Source organism: Citrobacter sp. Cpo126, from assembly GCF_030332445.1.
In the GTDB taxonomy this organism is placed as follows: domain Bacteria; phylum Pseudomonadota; class Gammaproteobacteria; order Enterobacterales; family Enterobacteriaceae; genus Citrobacter; species Citrobacter portucalensis.
The window spans coordinates 50,804-75,179 of record NZ_JAOWHT010000038.1 but is presented as its reverse complement, the minus strand read 5'-3'; the positions used below and the strand labels follow the sequence as shown (position 1 = coordinate 75,179).

The window sequence follows — 24,376 nt, the reverse complement described above, 5'->3', positions numbered from 1 at the left end:
GGGCTTCTTTGCGTCTGTGCGGGATGAAAACCGCCGGATGCGGCGTGCCGCCTTATCCGTCCTGCAGGGGCCGGGCTGAACGTATTTTGTAGGCCTGATAAGCGCAGCGCATCAGGCAACACGTCTGCACACTGCCGGATGCGGCGTATCGCCTTATCCGGCCTACAAAAGCTAGTCCTGCTACCCGCGTACGAGGTTGAGTAACGGGTACGGTCGTCCGAGATCGTCCACCTCTGTACGTCCCGTCACGCTAAATCCCATCTTCTTATAGAATCCAACCGCTTGCTCATTCTGCTCGTTAACGTTGGTTGTTAGCGTTGAACTCATTGATAAAGCATGTTCAATCAGCAGTTTACCAACGCCACTACCACGCACATCCGGATCGACAAACAAAGCATCTATATGCTGGTCGGTCAGGAGCATAAAGGCGACGGGCTCATCCTGTTCTGTCACTGCAACCCACAGAGGGGCTTCTGGTAAAAATGAACGTACCAGCTCCTCCAGCTCAATCCGATAATCCGCAGAGAGGAAATGGTGCGTGGCATCTACTGAGCGACACCAAATAGAAACTAACTTATCTCCTTCGTCCGGGCGCGAACGACGAATGGTAAGGTTCATAGCATTCTCCTTTTTTTCTTTACTGCACTATTCTACAGCAAGGAGCCGTGAAACTTTCTCAACTTGAGGATGCAGGCTCGACATTCGCATGATTCCTGGGTATCTTCAGCTATCTGGATGTCTAAACGTTTAAACGTATGTTGTGAGGTTATCAGGTTATGCCAATTCGCGTGCAGGACGAGCTACCCGCCGTCAATTTTTTGCGTGAGGAAAACGTCTTCGTGATGACGACATCCCGCGCTTCCGGTCAGGAAATTCGTCCACTGAAGGTGCTCATCCTTAACCTGATGCCCAAGAAGATTGAAACGGAAAACCAGTTCCTGCGCTTACTGTCTAACTCACCGCTGCAGGTAGATGTTCAGCTATTGCGCATCGATGCCCGCGAGTCACGCAACACCCCAACGGAGCATCTGAATAACTTCTACTGTAATTTCGAGGATATCTGCGATCAGAACTTTGACGGATTGATCGTGACCGGCGCGCCGTTGGGCCTGGTTGAATTTAATGATGTGGCTTACTGGCCGCAGATTAAACAAGTGCTTGAATGGGCCAAAGATCACGTTACCTCGACGCTATTTGTCTGTTGGGCGGTGCAGGCCGCGTTGAATATCCTGTACGGAATTCCCAAGCAAACCCGCACGGACAAACTCTCAGGCGTCTATGAGCACCATATTCTGCACCCTCATGCGCTACTGACGCGTGGATTCGATGATGCGTTCCTGGCCCCGCATTCCCGCTATGCTGATTTCCCTGCAGCGCTTATCCGCGACTACACCGATCTCGAGATCTTTGCTGAAACCGAAGAGGGAGATGCCTACCTGTTTGCCAGCAAAGACAAACGTATCGCCTTCGTGACGGGTCATCCTGAGTATGACGACCATACACTCGGCAGCGAATATTTTCGTGATGTTGAAGCGGGCTTATCGCCGGAAGTACCCTATAACTATTTCCCGAAAGATGACCCGCAAAACAAACCGCGGGCAACCTGGCGTAGCCACGGTAATTTGTTGTTTACCAACTGGCTCAACTATTACGTCTACCAGATCACGCCATATGATCTGCGTCACATGAATCCAACGCTGGATTAATCTTCTGTAGCAGACGATCCTTAAGCGTTTCAGCATATTGAATCAGGCACCTTCGGGTGCCTTTTTTATTTCCGAAACGCACCTCATCGTGTAATTAAATTTTATTTATATTGTTATCAATAGGTTAATTGATAATTAAATTAAAAATGGAAATTGTTTTTGATTTTGAAATTTAAATGAGTAGTCTTAGTTGTGCTGAACGAAAAGCGCACAACGATCCTTCGTTCGCATTGGGGATGTGTTTGGATCAATGACGAGGAACTACGCAATGAATCAACAGGCAACGACAACCGATGAACTGGTCTTCACTAGGCCGCGTGGCGAACAGGAACAGCAAATTCTGACCGCTGAAGCAGTGGAGTTTCTGACTGAACTGGTGACCAGATTTACGCCAAAGCGGAATAAACTTCTGGCTGCACGTATCCAGCAGCAGCAGGATATTGATGACGGTAAGTTGCCTGATTTTATTTCGGAAACAGCTTCCATTCGTGAAGGTAACTGGAAAATTCGCGGAATTCCTGATGATTTACTGGATCGCCGCGTAGAGATCACCGGACCCGTTGAGCGCAAGATGGTCATCAACGCGCTGAACGCGAACGTCAAAGTCTTTATGGCTGACTTCGAAGATTCACTGGCTCCTGAGTGGAGCAAAGTTATCGACGGGCAGATCAACCTGCGCGATGCGGTCAATGGCACCATTAGCTACACCAACGAAGCGGGTAAAATTTATCAGCTCAAGCCTAATCCGGCTCTGTTGGTATGTCGCGTTCGTGGTCTGCATCTGCCGGAAAAACACGTCACCTGGCGTGGCGAATCTACCCCGGGCAGCCTGTTCGACTTTGCCCTCTATTTCTTCCACAACTACAAAACGTTGCTGGCGAAAGGCAGCGGCCCTTATTTCTATCTGCCAAAAACGCAGGCCTGGCAAGAAGCGGCATGGTGGAGCGAAGTGTTCAGCTATGCTGAGGACCGCTTTAACCTGCCGCGCGGCACCATTAAAGCGACCCTGCTGATTGAAACGCTGCCTGCCGTCTTCCAGATGGACGAAATTCTGCACGCCCTGCGTGACCACATTGTGGGTCTGAACTGCGGTCGTTGGGACTACATTTTTAGCTATATCAAAACGCTGAAGAACCATCCGGATCGCGTGCTGCCGGACCGTCAGGTGGTGACGATGGATAAACCATTCCTCAGCGCCTATTCGCGTCTGCTGATTAAAACCTGTCATAAACGTGGCGCATTCGCGATGGGCGGCATGGCAGCGTTCATTCCCAGCAAAGATGCGGAACGTAACAACCAGGTTTTGACCAAGGTAAAAGCGGACAAAGCACTGGAAGCAAATAACGGTCATGACGGCACATGGATTGCCCATCCGGGACTGGCAGATACCGCCATGGCGGTGTTCAACGACGTACTCGGTGAAAACAAAAATCAGCTGTTCGTGACCCATGAAGAAGATGCCCCGATTACCGCAGAGCAACTGCTAGCACCTTGTGAAGGTGAGCGTACTGAAGAAGGCATGCGCGCCAATATCCGTGTCGCGGTGCAGTACATCGAAGCGTGGATCTCCGGTAACGGCTGCGTACCGATTTACGGTCTGATGGAAGACGCGGCCACCGCCGAAATCTCCCGTACCTCCATCTGGCAGTGGATCCACCACGAGAAGACGCTCAGCAACGGCAAGCCGGTTACCAAACCGCTGTTCCGTCAGATGCTGGCCGAAGAGATGCTGGTGATTCAGGACGAGCTGGGCGAACACCGCTACAGCAGCGGGCGTTTTGACGATGCCGCGCGCCTGATGGAGCAAATCACTACCTCTGATGAACTGATCGATTTCTTGACCCTGCCAGGCTACCGCCTGCTGGCGTAATTCACCACATAACAATATGGAGCATCTGCACATGAAAACCCGTACTCAACAAATCGAAGAATTACAGAAAGAATGGACTCAACCGCGCTGGGAAGGCATCACCCGTCCATATAGCGCGGAGGAAGTGGTGAAATTACGTGGCTCGGTCAACCCGGAATGCACGCTGGCGCAGCTTGGCGCGGCGAAAATGTGGCGTCTGCTGCACGGCGAATCGAAGAAAGGTTATATCAACAGCCTCGGCGCGCTGACCGGCGGTCAGGCGCTGCAGCAGGCGAAAGCCGGTATTGAAGCGGTCTACCTTTCAGGCTGGCAGGTGGCGGCAGATGCCAACCTGGCATCCAGCATGTACCCGGACCAATCGCTGTATCCGGCGAACTCCGTCCCGGCGGTGGTGGATCGGATCAACAACACATTCCGTCGTGCCGATCAGATCCAATGGTCAACCGGTATTGAGCCGAACGATCCTCGCTATGTCGATTACTTCCTGCCGATCGTTGCCGATGCGGAAGCAGGGTTTGGCGGCGTACTGAACGCGTTTGAACTGATGAAATCAATGATTGAGGCTGGTGCAGCGGCCGTTCACTTCGAAGATCAGCTCGCATCGGTGAAAAAATGTGGTCACATGGGCGGCAAAGTGCTGGTACCGACGCAGGAAGCTATCCAGAAACTGGTGGCCGCCCGTCTGGCAGCCGACGTCATGGGGGTGCCGACGCTGGTGATTGCACGTACCGATGCCGATGCAGCCGATCTGATTACGTCTGATTGCGACCCATACGACAGCGAGTTCATCACTGGCGAACGTACCAGCGAAGGGTTCTACCGTACGCATGCGGGTATTGAGCAGGCGATCAGCCGTGGTCTGGCCTACGCACCGTATGCGGATCTGGTGTGGTGTGAAACCTCCACGCCGGACCTTGAACTGGCGAAGCGCTTTGCCGATGCGATCCACGCGAAATACCCAGGCAAACTGCTGGCTTACAACTGTTCGCCGTCGTTTAACTGGCAGAAAAACCTGGATGACAAAACCATCGCCAGCTTCCAGCAGCAATTGTCGGATATGGGTTACAAATACCAGTTCATTACCCTGGCGGGTATCCACAGCATGTGGTTCAACATGTTCGACCTCGCGCACTCCTATGCGCAGGGTGAAGGCATGCGCCATTATGTTGAGAAGGTTCAGCAGCCAGAATTTGCGGCAGCTAAAGACGGTTACACCTTCGTCTCCCATCAGCAGGAAGTGGGCACAGGTTACTTCGACAAAGTCACCACCATCATTCAGGGCGGAGCTTCCTCGGTGACCGCGCTGACCGGCTCGACCGAAGAATCGCAGTTTTGATTAATGCCCGGTGGCGCTGCGCTTACCGGGCCTACGAAGGGATGTAGGCCGGATAAGCGAACGCGCCATCCGGCATGACGTTGTGCCGGATGGGAGACATTGATGACGCGTGGCCTGGAATTACTGATTGCTCAGACTATCTTGCAAGGTTTCGACGCCCAGTACGGGCGTTTTCTGGAAGTTACCTCCGGCGCGCAGCAGCGTTTTGAACATGCCGACTGGCATGCGGTTCAGCAGGCGATGAAAAGCCGTATTCACCTTTACGATCATCACGTGGGTCTGGTGGTGGAGCAGTTGCGCTGCATTACTGACGGCAAAAGTACCGACGCGGATTTTTTACTTCGCGTGAAAGAGCATTACACCCGGCTACTGCCGGATTACCCGCGCTTCGAGATTGCGGAGAGTTTCTTTAACTCCGTTTACTGTCGGTTATTTGACCACCGCTCGCTGACTCCCGAGCGGCTGTTTATTTTCAGTTCTCAGCCAGAGCGTCGTTTTCGCACGATCCCACGTCCGCTGGCGAAAGACTTTTTTCCGGATACCGGCTGGGAGTGGCTGCTGACGCGTGTCCTTAGCGATCTGCCCCTGCGTCTGCCGTGGCAGAACAAACATCGTGATATCCACTACATCATCGAACACCTGACCGAAACCCTGGGAGCGGATGTGTTGTCGGGTTGCCATTTACAGGTGGCGAACGAACTGTTTTATCGCAACAAGGCCGCCTGGCTGGTCGGTAAGTTGATTACTCCTTCGGGGACGCTACCGTTTTTACTGCCAATTCACCGGACTGATGAAGGCGAATTGTTTGTCGATACCTGTCTGACCACGACGGCGGAGGCGAGCATTGTGTTTGGCTTCGCCCGCTCCTATTTTATGGTTTACGCCCCTTTGCCCGCGGCGCTGGTGGAGTGGCTGCGCGAGATCCTGCCCGGTAAAACCACCGCCGAACTGTACATGGCGATTGGCTGTCAGAAACACGCGAAGACCGAAAGTTACCGCGAATATCTGCTCTATCTTGCCCATTGCGATGAGCAATTTATTGAAGCGCCAGGGATCCGCGGCATGGTGATGTTGGTGTTTACGCTGCCGGGTTTTGACCGGGTGTTTAAAATCATCAAAGACAAATTTGCCCCGCAAAAAGAGATGTCTGCCGCCCACGTCCGCGCCTGCTATCAACTGGTCAAAGAACACGATCGTGTTGGGCGGATGGCTGACACCCAGGAATTCGAGAATTTTGTGCTGGAGAAACGGCAAATCGATCCGGCGCTGATGGCGCTGTTATTGCAGGAAGCTCCGGAAAAAATTACCGATCTCGGCGATCAGATCGTCATTCGCCATCTGTATATTGAACGACGGATGGTGCCGCTGAATATCTGGCTGGAGCAGGTCGAAGGTCAGCAACTGCGCGATGCCATTGAAGAGTACGGCAACGCCATTCGTCAGCTGGCCGCCGCCAATATTTTCCCCGGCGATATGCTGTTTAAGAACTTTGGCGTGACCCGTCACGGGCGTGTGGTGTTCTACGATTACGATGAAATCTGCTACATGACTGAGGTGAATTTCCGCCATATCCCGCCGCCACGCTACCCGGAAGATGAGATGAGCGCTGAGCCGTGGTACAGCGTATCGCCGGGAGATGTCTTCCCGGAAGAATTTCGTCACTGGCTATGTGCCGACCCGCGTATAGGGCCGCTATTTGAAGAGATGCACGCTGACCTGTTCAGCGCTGACTACTGGCGCGGCCTACAGACGCGCATCAAAAACGGTCACGTGGAAGATGTTTACGCCTACCGACGTCGGCAGCGGTTCAGCGTGCGTTATGAAACCGACCGTAGGCCGGATAAGGCACTTGCGCCGCCATCCGGCAATGTGCGCCGTGCCTGATGCGCTACGCTTATCAGGCCTACAAATCTGCCCTAACCTTAGATAGCAGGCCGGGTAAGGCGTAGCTGCCACCCGGCAACCCCATCTTAGCGAAATCCGCCGTACGCCAGCGTTACTTCTTTCGCCGCTTTGATCGCCATGGCGCCAAACTCGGTCACGCGATCGTCGGTAATACGCGAAATGGGTCCGGAAATGGAAATCGCAGCGAACGGCTCGCGGTGCTCGTCATAAATGCACGACGCCACGCAGCGCAGACCCAGCGCATGTTCCTCATCATCAAAGGAATAGCCGCGCTTGCGCGTCTGGGCCAAATCCTCTTTCAGATGCACTGGCGACACCAGCGTGGCGTGTGTATAAGCATGCAGGCCTTTACGGTGCAGCAGGCCAGTCACTTGTTCTTCGCTCAGTTGGGATAAAAACGCCTTACCCGCACCGGAGGCGTGCATCGGCAGTTTGCCGCCGATAGGCGCGGACATGCGCATCAGTTGGGTGCACTGCACCTGGTCGATAATAATGGCCTGATGATCGCTTTGATCCAGCACGGCCAGGTTTACCGTCTCACCGGAATCTTCCATCAGCTTGCGCAGGATCGGATGGACAATCGCCAGCAGATTACGGCTTTGCAAAAAGCTGCTGCCGACGATGAACGCATGCGCACCTACGGCCCAGTGGCCTAATTCACCCACCTGACGGACAAAACCCTGCTGCTGCATGGTGGTCAGCAAACGGTGAGTCGTGGAGTTTGGCAGGCCAGCCTGCTGCGCCAGCTCGGTCAACGCCACGCTGCCGTTGGATTCCGCAATCCACTCCAGCAGCTTCAGACCGCGGGTCAGAGACTGAACCTGCCCGGTTGCAGGCGCAGTAGCGGCGGCGGGTTTTCTACCGCGTTTCGCGGGGACAGTGGCTACCATGGCAGACTCCTTTTCTGTATCGTGGAAATCATTTTCGTTTTATTCAATTATAATGCAAGAATTCCTGTACTGATCGGATGAGTGAAGCTGAACATGTCTCATGTTGGCCGTTGTTCTCTTTTCCGCCTCTCAGGTTTGTGCCAGTATGACCTGTTGAGTTTTTTTCGGTCTGGTTGAGCGTTGTCGGGAGCGAGTGTGAGCAGCAAAGTAGAACAATTACGTCAGCAGTTAAATGAACGTATTCTGGTGCTGGACGGCGGTATGGGCACCATGATCCAGGGATATCGTCTGAGCGAAGAGGATTTCCGCGGCGAACGCTTTGCCGACTGGCCGTGCGATCTGAAAGGTAACAACGACCTGTTGGTGCTCAGCAAACCGGAGGTCATCGCCGCCATCCATAACGCCTACTTTGAGGCGGGCGCGGATATCATCGAAACCAACACCTTTAACTCGACGACTATCGCCATGGCGGATTACCAGATGGAATCCCTGTCGGCGGAAATCAACTTTGCGGCAGCCAAACTGGCGCGTGCGGCGGCTGACGAATGGACGGCGCGCACGCCGGAAAAACCGCGCTACGTCGCGGGCGTGCTCGGCCCAACGAACCGTACGGCGTCTATCTCGCCTGATGTTAACGACCCGGCTTACCGCAACATTACCTTTGATCAGCTGGTGGCCGCCTACCGTGAATCCACCAAAGCGCTGGTGGAAGGCGGCAGTGACCTGATCCTGATTGAAACCGTCTTCGATACTCTGAACGCCAAAGCCGCTATTTTCGCGGTTAAAACCGAATTCGAAGCGCTGGGCGTTGAGCTGCCGATTATGCTCTCCGGCACCATCACCGATGCTTCCGGGCGTACGCTCTCCGGCCAGACTACCGAAGCATTCTACAACTCCCTGCGCCACGCCGATGCGCTGACCTTCGGTCTGAACTGCGCGTTAGGCCCGGACGAGCTGCGCCAGTACGTGCAGGAACTGTCGCGCATTGCTGAATGCTACGTGACCGCGCACCCGAACGCCGGTCTGCCGAACGCCTTTGGTGAATACGATCTCGACGCCGACACAATGGCGGCGCAGATTCGCGAGTGGGCTGAGGCCGGTTTCCTGAATATCGTCGGCGGCTGCTGCGGCACCACGCCGGAACATATCGCCGCCATGAGCCGCGCAGTGGATGGCTTACCGCCGCGCCGCTTGCCGGAAATCCCGGTTGCCTGCCGCCTTTCCGGCCTTGAGCCGCTGAACATCGGCGACGACAGCCTGTTTGTGAACGTTGGCGAGCGTACCAACGTCACCGGTTCGGCGAAGTTTAAACGCCTGATCAAAGAAGAGAAATACAGCGAAGCGCTGGACGTCGCCCGTCAGCAGGTGGAAAGCGGAGCGCAGATCATCGATATCAACATGGATGAGGGGATGCTCGACGCCGAAGCGGCAATGGTGCGTTTTCTCAACCTGATCGCCGGTGAGCCGGATATCGCCCGCGTGCCGATTATGATCGACTCCTCGAAATGGGACGTTATCGAGAAAGGGCTGAAGTGCATTCAGGGTAAAGGCATCGTTAACTCCATCTCGATGAAAGAGGGGGTTGAGACCTTTATCCATCACGCGAAGCTGCTGCGTCGCTACGGTGCCGCGGTGGTGGTGATGGCCTTTGACGAGCAAGGGCAGGCCGACACCCGCGCACGTAAAATCGAGATCTGCCGCCGGGCGTACAAAATTCTTACCGAAGAGGTGGGCTTCCCGCCGGAAGACATCATCTTCGACCCGAACATCTTTGCCGTCGCGACCGGTATTGATGAGCACAACAATTACGCGCAGGACTTTATCGGCGCGTGTGAAGACATCAAACGCGAGCTGCCGCACGCACTGATCTCCGGCGGCGTTTCTAACGTTTCATTCTCGTTCCGTGGCAACGACCCGGTACGTGAAGCCATTCACGCGGTATTCCTCTACTACGCCATTCGCAACGGCATGGACATGGGGATCGTCAACGCCGGACAGCTGGCTATTTACGACGACTTGCCCGCCGAGCTGCGCGATGCTGTTGAAGATGTGATCCTCAACCGTCGTGACGATGGCACCGAACGACTGCTGGAGCTGGCAGAGAAATATCGCGGCAGTAAAACCGACGACACGGCGAATGCCCAGATGGCGGAATGGCGCACCTGGGACGTGAAAAAGCGCCTCGAATACTCGCTGGTGAAAGGCATTACCGAGTTTATTGAGCTGGATACCGAGGAAGCGCGCCAGCAGGCTGCGCGTCCGATCGAAGTTATTGAAGGACCGCTGATGGACGGCATGAACGTCGTTGGCGATCTGTTCGGCGAGGGCAAAATGTTCCTGCCGCAGGTGGTGAAATCCGCCCGCGTGATGAAGCAGGCGGTGGCGTACCTCGAACCGTACATTGAGGCCAGCAAAGAGAAAGGCTCCAGCAACGGCAAAATGGTCATCGCGACCGTGAAGGGCGATGTGCACGATATCGGCAAAAACATTGTCGGCGTGGTGCTGCAATGTAACAACTACGAAATCGTCGATCTTGGCGTGATGGTGCCCGCGGAGAAAATCCTCAGAACGGCGCGTGAAGTGAATGCCGATCTGATTGGCCTTTCCGGGCTGATTACCCCATCGCTGGACGAAATGGTCAACGTGGCGAAAGAGATGGAGCGTCAGGGATTCACTATTCCGCTGCTGATTGGCGGCGCGACCACCTCAAAAGCGCACACGGCGGTGAAAATCGAGCAGAACTACAGCGGCCCGACGGTGTACGTGCAGAACGCCTCGCGTACCGTTGGCGTGGTGGCTGCGCTGCTCTCTGACACCCAGCGCGATGACTTTGTCGCCCGTACGCGTAAAGAGTACGAAACCGTGCGTATCCAGCATGCGCGTAAGAAACCGCGTACCCCGCCAGTAACGTTACAGGCTGCCCGCGACAACGATCTGGCCTTCGACTGGGAAAACTACACCCCGCCGGTGGCGCACCGTCTGGGCGTGCAGGAAGTGGAAGCCAGCATCGAAACTCTGCGCAATTACATCGACTGGACGCCGTTCTTTATGACCTGGTCGCTGGCCGGGAAGTACCCGCGCATTCTCGAAGATGAGGTAGTAGGAGAAGAGGCGAAGCGCCTGTTCAAAGACGCTAACGACATGCTGGATAAACTCAGCACCGAGAAGACCTTGAATCCGCGCGGCGTGGTGGGGTTATTCCCGGCCAACCGCGTGGGTGACGACATCGAGATTTACCGTGACGAGACGCGTACGCACGTCATCAACGTGAGCCATCATCTGCGCCAGCAGACGGAAAAAGTCGGTTTCGCCAACTACTGCCTGTCTGACTTTGTTGCGCCGAAACTGAGCGGCAAAGCGGATTACATCGGTGCTTTCGCGGTGACCGGTGGTCTTGAGGAAGATGCGCTGGCGGATGCCTTCGAAGCCCAGCACGACGACTACAACAAGATCATGGTGAAAGCGATCGCTGACCGTCTGGCGGAAGCATTCGCGGAGTATCTGCATGAGCGCGTGCGTAAAGTTTACTGGGGCTATGCGGCGAATGAGAACCTCAGTAACGAGGAGCTTATCCGCGAAAACTACCAGGGGATTCGCCCGGCGCCGGGCTATCCGGCGTGCCCGGAACACACTGAAAAGGCCACCATCTGGGAACTGCTGGATGTGGAAGCGCACACCGGGATGAAGCTCACCGAATCCTTCGCCATGTGGCCAGGCGCGTCGGTTTCCGGCTGGTATTTCAGTCATCCGGACAGCAAGTACTACGCCGTGGCGCAAATCCAGCGCGATCAGGTTGAAGATTATGCCTTCCGTAAAGGGATGAGCGTGGCGGAAGTGGAGCGCTGGTTAGCGCCGAACCTCGGCTATGACGCCGACTGATTCACAAAACTGTCATCTTTCTTTACAACAAACAGGGCGCTCAATGAGTGCCCTGTCTCTTTATTACGTTTAAACCCTTATACTGAAAGGGGGCCGTTGCCGGATGGCGGCGTAAACGCCTTATCCTGCCTACATAGGGATGATTTGTAGGCCTGATAAGCGCAGCGCCATCAGGCAAATGAGCCTCAAAAAAACATAAAAATAAGGAGAACCTGATTCCGTGTTAACTCTGTTACACCTGCTTTCTGCCGTCGCGATGCTGGTTTGGGGTACGCATATTGTGCGTACCGGCGTGATGCGCGTCTTCGGCGCCCGTTTGCGTACCGTGCTCAGCCGTAGTGTTGAAAAGAAGCCGCTCGCCTTTTGTGCGGGTATCGGCGTAACGGCGCTGGTGCAAAGCAGCAACGCCACCACCATGCTGGTGACCTCGTTTGTTGCACAAGATCTCGTGGCGCTTACCCCTGCGCTGGTCATAGTGCTCGGCGCCGACGTGGGGACCGCGCTGATGGCGCGTATCCTGACCTTCGATCTCTCCTGGCTGTCACCACTGCTGATTTTTATCGGCGTGATCTTCTTTCTCGGGCGTAAGCAGTCCCGCGTGGGGCAACTGGGGCGGGTCGGTATTGGGCTGGGGTTGATTTTGCTGGCGCTGGAGCTGATTGTGCAGGCGGTAACGCCGATCACCCAGGCTAATGGTGTACAGGTTATTTTTGCCTCGCTCACCGGCGATATTATGCTCGATGCGCTGATTGGCGCCATGTTTGCGATTATCAGTTACTCCAGCCTGGCGGCGGTACTGCTGACGGCCACGCTGACCGCGGCAGGCATTATCTCGTTCCCGGTGGCGTTGTGTCTGGTGATTGGTGCCAACCTCGGGTCCGGCCTGCTGGCGATGTTGAATAACAGCGCCGCTAACGCCGCAGCACGCCGTGTGGCGCTCGGTAGCCTGCTATTTAAGCTGGTGGGGAGCCTGATTATCCTGCCGTTTGTTCATCCGCTGGCCAATCTGATGGATGAACTGCCGCTACCGAAATCTGAACTGGTTATCTACTTCCACGTCTTCTACAACCTGGTGCGCTGTGTGGCGATGGTACCGTTCGCCGAACCGATGGCGCGTTTTTGTAAGCGTATCATCCGCGATGAGCCGGAGCTGGATGCACATCTGAAACCCAAACATCTGGACGTCAGCGCGCTGGATACGCCGACGCTCGCGCTGGCCAATGCCGCCCGTGAAGCCCTGCGTATCGGTGACGCGATGGAGCAGATGATGGACGGGCTGAAGAAAGTAATGCACGGCGAACCGCGTGAAGAGAAAGAGCTGCGCAGGATGGCGGATGATATTAACGTGCTGTACACGGCAATTAAGCTCTATCTGGCGCGGATGCCAAAGGATGAGCTGGCGGAAGAGGAATCGCGCCGTTGGGCGGAGATTATCGAAATGTCGCTCAACCTTGAGCAGGCTTCCGATATTGTCGAACGTATGGGCAGCGAGATAGCCGATAAGTCGCTGGCTGCTCGCCGGGCATTCTCTGTCGAAGGGCTGAAAGAACTGGATGCGCTCTACGATCAGTTGCTCAGCAATCTGCAGCTGGCGATGTCGGTGTTCTTCTCAGGAGATGTGACCAGCGCCCGCCGTCTGCGCCGCAGCAAGCACCGCTTCCGTATTCTCAATCGTCGTTATTCGCATGCGCACGTTGACCGTCTGCATCAGCAGAACGTGCAGAGCATCGAAACCAGCTCCTTGCACCTGGCGCTGTTGGGCGATATGCAGCGTCTGAACTCGCTGTTTTGCTCTGTAGCCTATAGCGTGCTGGAACAGCCGGATGAAGACGATGAGCGTGAGTACTAACGAGGACAGGTGAAATGTTGCCCGGTGGCGCAGTCCGGTAGGCCGGATAAGGCGTTTACGCCGCATCCGGCAATGTGCGCTGAACTGCCTGATGGCGCTGCGCTTATCAGGCATACAGTTATAGGCCGGATAAAGCGAAGCCGCCATCCGGCATCAGACAACAAATCAACTAAAAGCAGTGGCCCGCTTCAACGGCAACCGCTTCTTCACCCGCTTTAAAGATATACGTGGTGTTCGGGCCGCCGAGCACGGATTGACCGTTACTTACCTTAATCCAGTTCCCTTCCGGCAGGCCAATCACCGTCAGCTCCGGTGCCACAACCAGCAACTCGCGGATACGCTGTTCACGCGTTTCGCCTTTGTGGCCTTCCGGCAGCGCGTTGGTGAAGTGTGGGTTAATCTGCAGCGGGAACAGACCCAGCGCATCAAAACCTTTTGGATCGACAATCGGCATGTCGTTGGTAGTGCGGATGGTCTGGCAGGCAAGGTTGGAACCTGCGCTCCAGCCGATGTACAGCGCACCGCGTTTGACGACATCCACAATCGGCGCCAGCAGTCCGCGTTCGCGGCTTTCTTTCAGTAACTGGAAGGTATTACCCCCGCCGACAATCACCAGCTCTGCGTTTTCAATAGCGGCAATCGGGTCGGCAACGGTATGAATACCCGTAACGTTGACGCCCATTGGCGCAAAGATGGCTGCCGTTTTCGCCGTGTACTCATCCCAGGTTTGCGTCACGCCAGCGAACGGAATAAACACCGCCGTACGGCGACCATTCAGTTGTTCAGCAATCAGCGGCAGCGCATGTTCCATCCAGCCTTTGCCCGGCAGCGTCGAGTTACTCAATAAAAGCAGTTCCATCATTTCTCCATGTAATCAGAAAATTACAAACCGCGCTAATGCTACCACTATCAGCCAAACGCCTTACTGATATGGCTCACGATGTTGGAAGGGGAAGATAGAAGCTGAGGCTATTTTTTAAGTGTCAATTCAATGCCGAGTACCTTCATCACTGCAAGGGTGGTTTTCAGCGTCGGGTTACCTTTCTCACTAAAAGAGCGATAAAGCTGCTCGCGGGATAATCCCGTTTCTGCCGCAATGTTCGCCATTCCCTTAGCGCGAGCTACCACGCCCAGTGCTTTTGCAATGTATGCTGCATCGCCTGTTTCGAGGGCATCGGCCATAAACACGGCAATTTCTTCATCATCAACCAGCGCAGTCGCGGGATCGTAGTGAGCAAGTTTATTCATGGCGGAAGACCTCCTGATAATCCAGTGAACGGGCGAGCATTCCCCAACAGGTTTAACATCACCAGCTAAACCATTAGCCAGACGAAAAAGGCGTGTAGCAATGAGCGTTTTAGCTCTCCTGTCCCGTAGGTTGTGCTCCCAACGCTGGAAAACCATTGTCTGAAGAATTTCCATGATGACGTTCCATGTATTTTATAAACTACATTATGAATTGACAAGTTGAGACTAGAGAGTAAAAAAATGGGGAGTAAGGGGAAATGCTTGCTGGAGGAAACAGGAAAGTGTCTCGCAATAATACGTAGTTTATCAGGATGCTGCGGTTGATACGAGAATCGATGATAGGGGATTGGGAGGGCTTTGTGCCAGGGGCGGAAGCTATATGTCCACTAGAATATGACAGATTCATGCATGGTGATTCACCACTACACGTAGTTGCCGTCTTAGCAGGGTTTTATCCTGGAAAGAATAAAATCCACTCGCTCTTCTACAGAAACACATGGTAATTCAATCAACTGATAGTCATACATACGGTATGTTTTTACCATTGCGTGATATGTCGCGATGGCAACATCGAAAGATTGTTTGCGCTCTGTGTCCTGTACATATATTTCACGCCAGGGTGGTGCAATAAATACGATTCGGTTATAGCGAAATTTCTCGATGGCGTTTTCCAGATGCCTCGGTATGGTAAGTTCAGAAAGACATAAATAACCTACAACATCAGGAACACCACGATCAAAGAAGCAGGGTTGTGTATGCCCTTCCGCTTCATGCCACGAACGCATTTCCCAGGATAGCATCAGCTCTGCAAATGCAGTCTGGTTGGCCCACGGTAATGCATCGCCGCCGATGTTAACCTGGTCTTGGATCACACCTCTTCCAGCTTCTTTAGAACACCAAAACCCTCGTTTTATAATCGTATCAATTATCGTGCTTTTGCCTGACCCTGGGCCACCAGTCAGAATGAATCGATGCTGAAACGCTGAAGACATTGAACTCTCCCAAACCTTCTTAGACGCGATGATTTAGCAATTGATGGCGTACTTTTTGCGTATCGTCATATTACCTGCTGATGGCATGACTAACTACGTTTTATCCCCATTTTAATGTCCGCTATTCTCTCATTTCACAGGCCGATCTACTTTATTTCTCACTCGCCGAGGCGTTCCGCCATCTTGATTGTAGCCATCTCACTACTGAAGAAAATCTGGCGCTATCGTTTGGCTGTGAAGAGGCGCTGGCAGGGTTGTACCAGACGCTGAATTTTATGGGCGAAAGCCTGCTGACCATGGGGGGGGAAGGTCAGGAACATTTTGCGTATGAGAGCATATGCCAGTTAGGACACAGTCTGGTCAACATCAGCCAATTGATTCCCGCGCTGGCGCAGTTGGAAGCGAAAGCTGACCAGCAACTGTTCGCTGTTGTATAGTACCTAAAATAGACAGAGCGCCCATCCCTGGCGCTCTGTTCCTGCTTCTTTACCCCGCCCGCGCAAATTCTGCCGCTTCGGCGATTAGCGCGTCATCCGGGCGTACGCCGGTGTACATGGCGAACTGCTCTACGGCCTGTAAGGCAATCACCTCTGCACCGCTGATGGTCTTTTTACCTAATTGCTGTGCCAGTTTGATTACCGGTGTTTCCGGCGGCAGGGCGACGACGTCAAACACCACGCTGGCGGCAGCGACCATTGCTTCGCTGTAGGCCAGCTCATCGCTCTCTTTACCGCCAGCCATGCCGACAGGCGTCACGTTGACCAGAATATCGCAGGTAATCCCTTCCGGCTGCGGTTGCCACTGGAAACCGTACTGTTTTGCCAGCGCCGGACCGCTCTCCCGGTTACGGGCGGCGACGATTACATCGTGAAAACCGGCATCGCGAAATGCAGCAATGACCGCTTTACCCATTCCACCGCTGCCGCGGATCATGACGCGTGCGTGGTTATCAAGCTGGTGGCTGGTAATCAGGCTTTTTACCGCAATGTAGTCGGTGTTAAATCCTGTCAGCGTACCGTTGTCATTGACGATGGTGTTGACGGAATCAATGACTTTTGCGGAAGGATCGATGGCATCCAGAAACGGCATGCAGCTCTCTTTAAACGGCATAGAGACCGCACAGCCGCGAATCCCGAGTGCGCGAACGCCTTTGACTGCGGCCTCAATATCCTGCGTAGTAAAGGCTTTGTAGATAAAATTTAACCCTAATTTTTCATACAGATAGTTATGAAAGCGTGTGCCAAAGTTGCCGGGACGACCGGCAAGCGACATGCACAACTGGGTGTCGCGGTTAATCATGTTAAATTTCCTCGGCGTGAGACAATATGTACTGTTCGGCTTCCTGCGACCAGATCCCCTGATGACGCTCCAGGATAGCGCGCAAGGCCGGATCGTCAATCTGGGTGAGCGCAGTTAACGGCAATGATTTTCCGGTGTAAACCAGTTTTTTACCTCCACCGACCTGCGGCAGTTCCAGCGTTGTTTCACCTGCCGCATTCAATCCCAGAATGTGCGTCACCACTTTTGCCGCCTGAACTTTCTTCTCTTCGATCAGTTTTACCGCCGTGCGCATGTCGTCGGTATTGCCGCCAGATGTCCCAACATAATGGGTGAAGGCATAGTGCACGTCGTAGAAGTTAATCGGCGCGCTAAACTGCTTATCCTGCGGACCGGCAAAGAAGTTCATGCAACCATCGGCAGCCAGCAAAGAAGAGGCCAGCGTAACCAACTGTTCGTTGGGCACAAACACAAAGATGTCATCAAACCCGTGCCCGCCGCTCAACGCCATCAAGGTGTCATAACCTGCATCCTGGGCGTGGAGATAATGGATCAACGTTTGTGGTTCTGATGGATAGTGCTTGCGGGCGTAGTTCAACTTGTCGTGATTGGTGTCGGTTACCACCAGCAGCGCCGGGTTAACCGGACCATGCAGCGCGTAGTCGATTGCCAGCAGTCCCATTGGCCCGGTGCCGCCGAGTATCAGTGTACGCCCCTGCGGACGAATGCCCATATTGTGGTTATAAGTGCCTTCCTGTAGGTGATAGTTGGCGTTGAATGCGCCAATCACGCAGGACAGCGGCTCAACCAACGAGCCTTCAAAATAGGTTTCACCTTCGTAGGCTAACAGGCAGTCCTGCTCCATGACTTCATCAGGAATGATGACGTGCGTGGCTTCACCGCCTACCCACGGGAAGGAGTAGCCGGGGCAGTCCGGGCGATCCGGCAGTTGCAGGTTAGCCTGAATGACATAGCGCTGGCCGGGCTGAAACTTATGCTGCCATTTTTTGCCTACGGCAATGATATCGCCGCAAAACTCGTGACCGATGATGATCGGGTTGGTAGCCACATCGTCCGGCACCTTTTTGTGGTTCTCGCCCTGGTTAGCCTCTTTCCAGGAAGAAAGGCACAGGCTGTCGGTTACGACTGAGGCCAGAATTTCATCGTCCTGCATTTCAGGAAGATCGAAGGTTTCCAGGCGAAGATCGCGTTTACCATAAAGGCGTAAAGCTGTTGTTGTTTGCATTGTTACCACCTCTTCCTCTTTCGAGGACTATTTGTTGAAGTAGCCCCGGCATCACCGGGGCGAAAAAATCAGGACAGGAAGCCCAGCGCGTTACCGATAATTCCCAGCGCAAACAGGGCGAAGATCAGCCATACCGGGTTAATTTTCTTGTTGAGCAGACGCACCATCAGCAGCGTCAGACCCAGCGCCAGCAGGCCGGGGCAGAGTTGGTCGAGAATGTTCTGCACGGTCATGGTGACGGTGGTGCCGTCTGCGCCAGGCGTTTGCGATACCACCAGCGGCACGTTGATGCTGGTCCATTTAGTGACCAACACCCCCATGACAAACAGGCCGAGAATCGATGCGCCTTCGGTCAGTTTCTGCAGCAGGTTGCCGCCCATGTCGCTGACGATATTGACCCCTTTACGAAAGCCAAGCTGTAAGCCGTACCACTTCATGGCAAGACGTACTGCATTGAAAATAAAGAAGAACAATAGTGGGCCGAGAATGTTTCCGGACAGTGCCAGCGATGCGCCGAGCGCGGCGGTAATCGGGCGCAATGTTCCCCAGACCAACGGGTCGCCAACACCGGCCAGCGGGCCCATCAGCCCAACTTTGATGCCGTTGATGGCCCCGTCATCAATTTCCGCACCGTTGGCGCGAGCTTCTTCCATCGCGGCGGTCACGCCAATCACCGGGCCGCAAACGGCAGGCGTAGTGTTGAAAAACACCAGGTGGCGTTTGAGTGCTGCAACCTGGTCCTCTTTCAGCGGATACAGGCGCTTGATGGCAGGGATCATGTCGTAGCAAAAGCCCAGTCCATGAATGCGTTCAAAGTTGAATGACGCCTGTTGCAGGTTGGAGCGAACAAACATGCTAAACAGGTCGGATTTGGTCAGTTTTTTCTGTTCCATGGCTGGCTCCATTAGTCATCAAGCTGATCGAGAGCTTGAGAAGAGGCGGGTTGCGTCTGCGGTTCGGCTTTACGCCACTGTGGGTTCAACTGGATGTAGACCAGCGCGATAATCACACCAACCCCACCGAAAGCCAGCAGGCTCAAATCGAGATAACCCCCAGCGATAAACCCGAGGAAGAAGAAGGGCATCAGGTACTTCACGCCCATCATGCGCAGCACCATGGCGTAGCCGACCACCACGATAAAGCCACCGGCAATCTGCAATCCGCGGGTGACGAATTCCGGAATGGCGTTGAGCATATTGCTGACCATATCGGCGCTGACAAACAGCGAGACGATTAATGCAGGGATGGCAACGCGCAGCGCCTGTACGCCGAGAGCGGAAACGTGCAGCATGTCGATGGTGCGAAAGCGGGCGTCTTCGGCTGCTTTATCCGCCGCGTGCTGGAACACCACGGTGATGGTACGGGCGAATACCGTCAGCACCTGACCTGCCGCCGCCACCGGCAGGGCGATGGCGATACCGGTAGCAATGCTTTGCTGACCGACGATAACCAGAATGGCGGAGATAATACTGGCGAGCGCCGAATCGGGAGACTGCGCTGCGCCGACGTTCATCCAGCCAAGGGCGATTAACTCCAGCGTGCCGCCGAGCATAATCCCGGTTTTTAAATCACCGAGGATCAGGCCGATAACGGTACAAGCAATTAGCGGACGGTGGGTCTGGAACTCATCCAGCACGCTGCCTATTCCGGCAATACAGGAAAATAGGAATATGGCGATAATTTGTAGGGTACTTATTTCCATAATATGTCACCTTGTGAATGTGATCATCCCTGCCTGTTAAAGCATAAGTACACAGGCATTTTTATTTATTCAGCGAACGATTGTTCTTCTATTTTTTCGAGAATATTAATAGATGGATCGGATGCGACAACGCGTAAATCCAGCGTAACACCCAGTTTATCTAACTCACGAAACGCGTGAATATCGTCGTTATCTAAAGAAACGGCTTTGGTTAATTGTTTTTTACCAGGCCGCCAGGCCATGCCACCAATATTTAACGTGGCGATTTTCACGCCTTGCTTGACCATTGCTAATGCATCCTGTGGGCGGGTAAATAGATAAAAAACGGTTTCGTTCTGGTATTGCGGATTATGGTAAACCGCGACCGCCTTTTCGATATTAACGACGTTCACTTTCATTCCCGGTGGGGCGGCCTGACGTAATAATGTGCGACGTACTTCATCGTTATAAACGTCGTCATTACAGATAATAATCCGTTGAGCATTCGCCACCTTCGACCAGACGGTGGTGACCTGACCGTGGATCAGGCGGTCATCAATACGAGCAAGGGTAATGTTCATCAGAAATCCTCTTCGGCCGTTTCCAGATGCTTCCAGACGACACAGGTTTGTTGAGCAATGGTCGTCAGGTGTTCGCACAGTTCATCTACATTCATATTGTTTTGGTTGTCTACCAGCTCCAGCGCCAACGGCAGTGATAACCCGCTAATGACCCGTATCGCCGGATTGTGCATCGCCAGCGTCGCGGCAGCATTCCAGGGACTGCCACACTGTAAATCGACGGCAATCAGCCATTCATCACCAGTGTGAATGCTTACTAACTTTTTTAGCTTTTCCACAATGTCGCTGGCGTTCTCTCCGGGAACAAATGCCACGGCTTCAACGTTGGCATCACCGTAGACCATCTGTACCGATTCCAGCATGGCGCAGGCCAGTTTGCCGTGAGCACAGAAGATTGCATTGACCATAAAACCTCCTTAGCCGCGCGTTTTTCCGCCCGCAATGTTAGTGGTTACTCCGGTGATGTAACTGGCGCGCTCAGATAAAAGATAACAAACAAAATCAGCGACTTCGCTTAAGCGCCCTGATCGACCAATCGGGATCGCGTTCTTGGTGTAGCCCTCGCGCAGCTGTTCGACGGTGATGTTGCGGGTCCAGGCCAGCGCTTCTTCATACTCGGGGGTCCGCAGTCCGGTTTTTTCCAGAATACCAGGTGCAATACCAACCACGCGGATGCCGTGTTTGCCCAACTCTTTCGACCAGGAACGGGTAAAACTATTCAATGCGGCTTTGGTCGCGGCGTAACAGCTTTGACCTTCAGAACCTTCCAGTCCGCTTTCGGAAGAGACATTCACAATCACGCCGTTACGCTGTTTTATCATTTGGCGTGCCGCTGCCTGCGACATTAAGAACACACCTTTCTGGTTGATATTAACCATTTTTTCGAAAGCAGCTTCGTTGAGTTCGTATTGCCCGGCGGGTGCTTTTTCATCGACCAGCAGACGCGGAAAATTAACGCCAGCATTATTTACCAGCCCATCAATACGTCCGTAGCGTTGGATAATTTCAGCGACAGTATGATTAACCTCTTTGGCACTGGAAATATCCGTTGGCCAGAAATGATACCCGTCATGGCTATCGTATTTACCTTCTCCACCATGAATATCTGCCATTTGTACATTAGCGCCTTGCGCTAATAACTCTTCGACAATCGCCAGACCAATTCCGGATGCACCACCGGTAACAATAATGACTTTGCCCTGCAAGTTTAACCACGTTTGCATAATAAACTCCCGATTCAGATAAGGGGATCCCACATAAAATTAATTATGGCAGGACCAATTAGAATGTGTTTACTTCAACAATAATTCAGCGGTATGACTGTTGGTGACTAAACAGTTAATATAATTCCCACGTAATGCGCCTAATATCCCACTGTATTTTTCTTCACCCATTGCAATGCCAATGGAGTAACGCGCCTGTTTTAATTTATTGGTTTCGATGGAGAGCGTCTTTTCACTCATATTGGTCTCTACGGTTACACCGTTGATATCGTAAAAGCGCGAGCAAATGTCTCCGGCGACCTGGCGGGCATGCAGGTCATCACTCTCTTCACAGCCGTAAAAGGCGTGCCAGTTGGCGCCATCACGTATCGCCGGAGATCCAATCCCGACCAGCGCGATGTCCAGATTATCCCAGTACGCAGAAATCGATTTAAAATGTCGTGACTGCATGATCCCGTTACGGATCAGCGGGTTTTCCAGCAGTGCCGGGAAATCTGCCAGGTGTGATTCCCCTTTGAGCTTTGCCGCAGCGCCGTAGGTCAGCGTATTGACGTGGTAGCGGCTTTCAAGCTTGCCGGATGGTCCGCCGATAATCGGTACGCAGATCAGCTGGCGCGACTGGCTGGCAGGAGATAATCCTTCCACCAGTCCCCGTACCGCGCGGCCCCATGAGAACCCGATAATGTCCCCAGGTTCCAGTAAGCGTTCCAGCAACTGTGCGCCATGTACGCCCATCATATTAAGTTGTTCATCTTCCTGCTCGCTATCGCAGGAAACTACGACCGCCTCTTTCAGGCCAAATTTCTGTTTTAGCTGCTGTTCCAGCCACAGATTTTCGTTGTAGTCGTAATTAATGGCGATGGTGACGATACCCTGCTCGCGTCCACGTTTTAGTAACCGGCTGATCGTGGTGCGATAAATACCCAGCTCGCGGGCGATTTGCGCTTGTGTCATATCCTGTTCGTAATACAACTGCGCTATTTTTACGATCAGGCGGATATCATCGCTGTTTTCCGTCGCCATTTTTGGACTCCTGCACATTTGTGCAAATCACGAAATTGCCTTCTTGATCTGATATAACCCCATCTGTTCTCCATCTCAAAGCTATTTTCACTTATTTCAGCGCCCTGAAATGACCGATTGTGTTGCACATTTGATGTGGCGATGGCGCGTTGTCGGCACAGATGTGCATACCGCTCTAATGTATTGATTCTGCTTGTTTTCACTCAACAAAATTGCAGGGATGGATCGCTGACACTTTTGTGTCAAAAGGTGTGACGGATCACAAATAGCGCGTGGACAGTCGAACACGATTATTTTTTATCGTCCGCAAGGTAGGGTATATTTCGCTTTTAATACACAAAGTCATTCAAGTTGTATCAAGGCGGCAAGGGAGCGAATCCCCGGGAGCATAGATTGCTATGTGACCTGGGTGAGTGAGGGCAGCCAACGCAGAGACAGCTTGAAGGATGAAGTGTATACAGGAGAAACTATGCTGCCCGACTCATCTATCCGATTAAATAAATACATCAGTGAAAGCGGAATCTGCTCGCGCCGCGAGGCGGATCGCTTTATCGAACAAGGGAATGTCTTCCTGAATGGTAAACGCGCCACCATAGGCGATCAGGTGATGCCTGGCGACGTCGTAAAAGTAAATGGTCGGTTGATTGAGCCGCGTGAAGCGGAAGATCTGGTTTTTATCGCGCTGAATAAGCCGGTAGGGATTGTCAGCACCACCGAAGACAGCGAACGCGACAACATTGTTGATTTCGTGAATCACAGCAAGCGCGTGTTTCCAATTGGTCGTCTGGACAAAGATTCTCAGGGACTTATCTTTCTGACCAACCACGGCGACCTGGTGAATAAAATCCTGCGTGCCGGTAACGATCACGAAAAAGAATATCTGGTGACGGTCGATAAGCCGGTCACTGATGACTTTATCCGTGGTATGGGGGCCGGTGTGCCCATTCTCGGTACCGTCACCAAAAAATGTAAGGTGAAGAAAGAAGCGCCGTTTGTGTTTCGTATTACGCTGATTCAGGGGCTTAACCGTCAGATCCGTCGTATGTGCGAACACTTTGGCTATGAAGTTACCAAGCTTGAGCGTACGCGTATCATGAACGTTGGTTTGTCTGGTCTGCCGCTTGGTGAATGGCGCGACCTGACAGATGACGAACTGATCGATCTGTTCAAGCTGATTGAGAACTCGTCCTCAGAAGCCAAACCGAAGGCGAAAGCGAAGCCAAAAACCGCAGGCATTAAGCGTCCGGTGGTGAAAATCGAAAAATCAGCGGAGAAAGAGAAATCGCGCCCGGCGGCAAACGGTAAGCGTTTTACTTCGCCGGGACGTAAGAAGAAGGGACGTTAACGTCTGCCGCGCGTCGGCGTATTTGCTGACCAGGAAAACGATGCTTCCGCATCCGGTTTATAGGCCTGCTTTTTCTTCAACTGGCGGGCTTTTTTAGCTTCTGCTTCGCGCAAGGCCATCAGTTTATCGATGTACTCTTTCTTGATGCTGTTGGTCTCTGCGTTGGTCAGCAGGCGACCATGTGCAATGCGCGCGCGGTCGAGCAGCGTTTTCAGTTCACGCTGTTCGCGCTCGGTCATCTCTTTTTGGGTAATGCGGGGGAGTGCCATAAGGGTGCCCTCTGTTAGCCGATATCCTCAGTGTACGGTAATTCGTGCAGAATAA

At 53.4% G+C, this 24,376-nt stretch carries 22 protein-coding genes; 8 read left to right on the top strand and 14 right to left on the bottom strand.

Annotated elements, in window-relative coordinates:
• Nucleotides 1-180 precede the first annotated feature (180 nt).
• Nucleotides 181-618 carry an acetyltransferase gene (locus OGY17_RS18275; RefSeq protein WP_128612480.1) on the bottom strand — a complete coding sequence of 146 codons (438 nt, stop codon included), beginning with the start codon at nt 616-618 and terminating at the stop codon, nt 181-183.
• Between the two features lie 158 nt (nt 619-776).
• Here OGY17_RS18275 and metA point away from each other — a divergent pair, with 158 nt between their 5' ends.
• From metA to aceK, 4 genes are all read left to right on the top strand, one after another.
• Nucleotides 777-1,706: a homoserine O-acetyltransferase MetA gene (gene metA / locus OGY17_RS18270; protein WP_003826503.1), complete on the top strand. Its 930-nt coding sequence runs from the start codon at nt 777-779 to the stop codon at nt 1,704-1,706.
• 268 nt (nt 1,707-1,974) lie between these two features.
• Entirely contained in the window at nt 1,975-3,576 is a 1,602-nt protein-coding gene (aceB, locus tag OGY17_RS18265) for a malate synthase A (protein WP_286607974.1), read from the top strand.
• A 31-nt stretch (nt 3,577-3,607) separates the two neighbouring features.
• Nucleotides 3,608-4,912: an isocitrate lyase gene (gene aceA, locus OGY17_RS18260; RefSeq protein ID WP_003826506.1), complete on the top strand. Its 1,305-nt coding sequence runs from the start codon at nt 3,608-3,610 to the stop codon at nt 4,910-4,912.
• A 102-nt stretch (nt 4,913-5,014) separates the two neighbouring features.
• Nucleotides 5,015-6,796 (top strand): bifunctional isocitrate dehydrogenase kinase/phosphatase, encoded by a 1,782-nt coding sequence (gene aceK / locus OGY17_RS18255; RefSeq protein ID WP_003826508.1) that lies wholly within the window; start codon nt 5,015-5,017, stop codon nt 6,794-6,796.
• 86 nt (nt 6,797-6,882) lie between these two features.
• Here the strand turns inward: aceK and iclR are convergent, their stop codons facing one another.
• Nucleotides 6,883-7,707 (bottom strand): glyoxylate bypass operon transcriptional repressor IclR, encoded by an 825-nt coding sequence (iclR, locus tag OGY17_RS18250; protein ID WP_003826510.1) that lies wholly within the window; start codon nt 7,705-7,707, stop codon nt 6,883-6,885.
• 195 nt (nt 7,708-7,902) lie between these two features.
• Between iclR and metH the strand changes: the two genes are divergently transcribed.
• Together metH and OGY17_RS18240 are read left to right on the top strand one after the other, a co-directional pair.
• Complete coding sequence (metH, locus tag OGY17_RS18245; protein WP_057068603.1) at nt 7,903-11,586, top strand: methionine synthase; 3,684 nt, start codon at nt 7,903-7,905, stop codon at nt 11,584-11,586.
• 220 nt (nt 11,587-11,806) lie between these two features.
• Entirely contained in the window at nt 11,807-13,435 is a 1,629-nt protein-coding gene (locus tag OGY17_RS18240; RefSeq protein WP_063941208.1) for a Na/Pi cotransporter family protein, read from the top strand.
• Between the two features lie 169 nt (nt 13,436-13,604).
• Here the strand turns inward: OGY17_RS18240 and pepE are convergent, their stop codons facing one another.
• The 3 genes from pepE to OGY17_RS18225 all read right to left on the bottom strand — a co-directional run bounded on the left by pepE (nt 13,605) and on the right by OGY17_RS18225 (nt 15,675).
• A complete protein-coding gene (gene pepE, locus OGY17_RS18235; RefSeq protein WP_032942056.1) occupies nt 13,605-14,294 on the bottom strand; it encodes a dipeptidase PepE in 690 nt (229 codons plus the stop codon).
• Nucleotides 14,295-14,404: 110 nt separating this feature from the next.
• On the bottom strand, nt 14,405-14,683 hold the full coding sequence (locus OGY17_RS18230; protein WP_008786890.1) for an addiction module antidote protein: 279 nt from the start codon (nt 14,681-14,683) through the stop codon (nt 14,405-14,407).
• Nucleotides 14,684-15,123: 440 nt separating this feature from the next.
• Nucleotides 15,124-15,675, bottom strand: a complete 552-nt coding sequence (locus OGY17_RS18225; RefSeq protein WP_060683077.1) for an AAA family ATPase — start codon at nt 15,673-15,675, stop codon at nt 15,124-15,126.
• A 254-nt stretch (nt 15,676-15,929) separates the two neighbouring features.
• Here OGY17_RS18225 and OGY17_RS18220 point away from each other — a divergent pair, with 254 nt between their 5' ends.
• Complete coding sequence (locus OGY17_RS18220) at nt 15,930-16,112, top strand: hypothetical protein (protein WP_225623038.1); 183 nt, start codon at nt 15,930-15,932, stop codon at nt 16,110-16,112.
• A gap of 49 nt (nt 16,113-16,161) precedes the next feature.
• On the opposite strand, the gene OGY17_RS18215 is transcribed toward OGY17_RS18220, so the two are convergent.
• The 8 genes from OGY17_RS18215 to OGY17_RS18180 all read right to left on the bottom strand — a co-directional run bounded on the left by OGY17_RS18215 (nt 16,162) and on the right by OGY17_RS18180 (nt 22,707).
• Nucleotides 16,162-16,974 carry a shikimate 5-dehydrogenase gene (locus OGY17_RS18215; protein ID WP_060683079.1) on the bottom strand — a complete coding sequence of 271 codons (813 nt, stop codon included), beginning with the start codon at nt 16,972-16,974 and terminating at the stop codon, nt 16,162-16,164.
• A gap of 1 nt (nt 16,975) precedes the next feature.
• Nucleotides 16,976-18,199: an L-sorbose 1-phosphate reductase gene (gene sorE / locus OGY17_RS18210; RefSeq protein ID WP_137378050.1), complete on the bottom strand. Its 1,224-nt coding sequence runs from the start codon at nt 18,197-18,199 to the stop codon at nt 16,976-16,978.
• 68 nt (nt 18,200-18,267) lie between these two features.
• On the bottom strand, nt 18,268-19,092 hold the full coding sequence (locus tag OGY17_RS18205) for a PTS system mannose/fructose/sorbose family transporter subunit IID (RefSeq protein WP_003031641.1): 825 nt from the start codon (nt 19,090-19,092) through the stop codon (nt 18,268-18,270).
• Nucleotides 19,093-19,103: 11 nt separating this feature from the next.
• Complete coding sequence (locus tag OGY17_RS18200) at nt 19,104-19,901, bottom strand: PTS mannose/fructose/sorbose transporter subunit IIC (protein WP_192463990.1); 798 nt, start codon at nt 19,899-19,901, stop codon at nt 19,104-19,106.
• 65 nt (nt 19,902-19,966) lie between these two features.
• Entirely contained in the window at nt 19,967-20,461 is a 495-nt protein-coding gene (locus OGY17_RS18195) for a PTS sugar transporter subunit IIB (protein WP_048236368.1), read from the bottom strand.
• Complete coding sequence (locus tag OGY17_RS18190; RefSeq protein WP_118263003.1) at nt 20,461-20,868, bottom strand: mannose/fructose/sorbose PTS transporter subunit IIA; 408 nt, start codon at nt 20,866-20,868, stop codon at nt 20,461-20,463. Before OGY17_RS18190 ends, OGY17_RS18195 begins: the two co-directional genes overlap by 1 nt.
• Before the next feature lie 9 nt (nt 20,869-20,877).
• Complete coding sequence (locus OGY17_RS18185) at nt 20,878-21,684, bottom strand: SDR family oxidoreductase (RefSeq protein ID WP_032942076.1); 807 nt, start codon at nt 21,682-21,684, stop codon at nt 20,878-20,880.
• Between the two features lie 69 nt (nt 21,685-21,753).
• Nucleotides 21,754-22,707 carry a sugar-binding transcriptional regulator gene (locus tag OGY17_RS18180; protein ID WP_060683082.1) on the bottom strand — a complete coding sequence of 318 codons (954 nt, stop codon included), beginning with the start codon at nt 22,705-22,707 and terminating at the stop codon, nt 21,754-21,756.
• Between the two features lie 469 nt (nt 22,708-23,176).
• Between OGY17_RS18180 and rluF the strand changes: the two genes are divergently transcribed.
• Nucleotides 23,177-24,052 (top strand): 23S rRNA pseudouridine(2604) synthase RluF, encoded by an 876-nt coding sequence (rluF, locus tag OGY17_RS18175; protein ID WP_008786901.1) that lies wholly within the window; start codon nt 23,177-23,179, stop codon nt 24,050-24,052.
• On the opposite strand, the gene OGY17_RS18170 is transcribed toward rluF, so the two are convergent.
• Complete coding sequence (locus OGY17_RS18170; protein ID WP_003826541.1) at nt 24,049-24,321, bottom strand: YjbD family protein; 273 nt, start codon at nt 24,319-24,321, stop codon at nt 24,049-24,051. The genes rluF and OGY17_RS18170 overlap by 4 nt on opposite strands.
• Between the last annotated feature and the right edge of the window lie 55 nt (nt 24,322-24,376).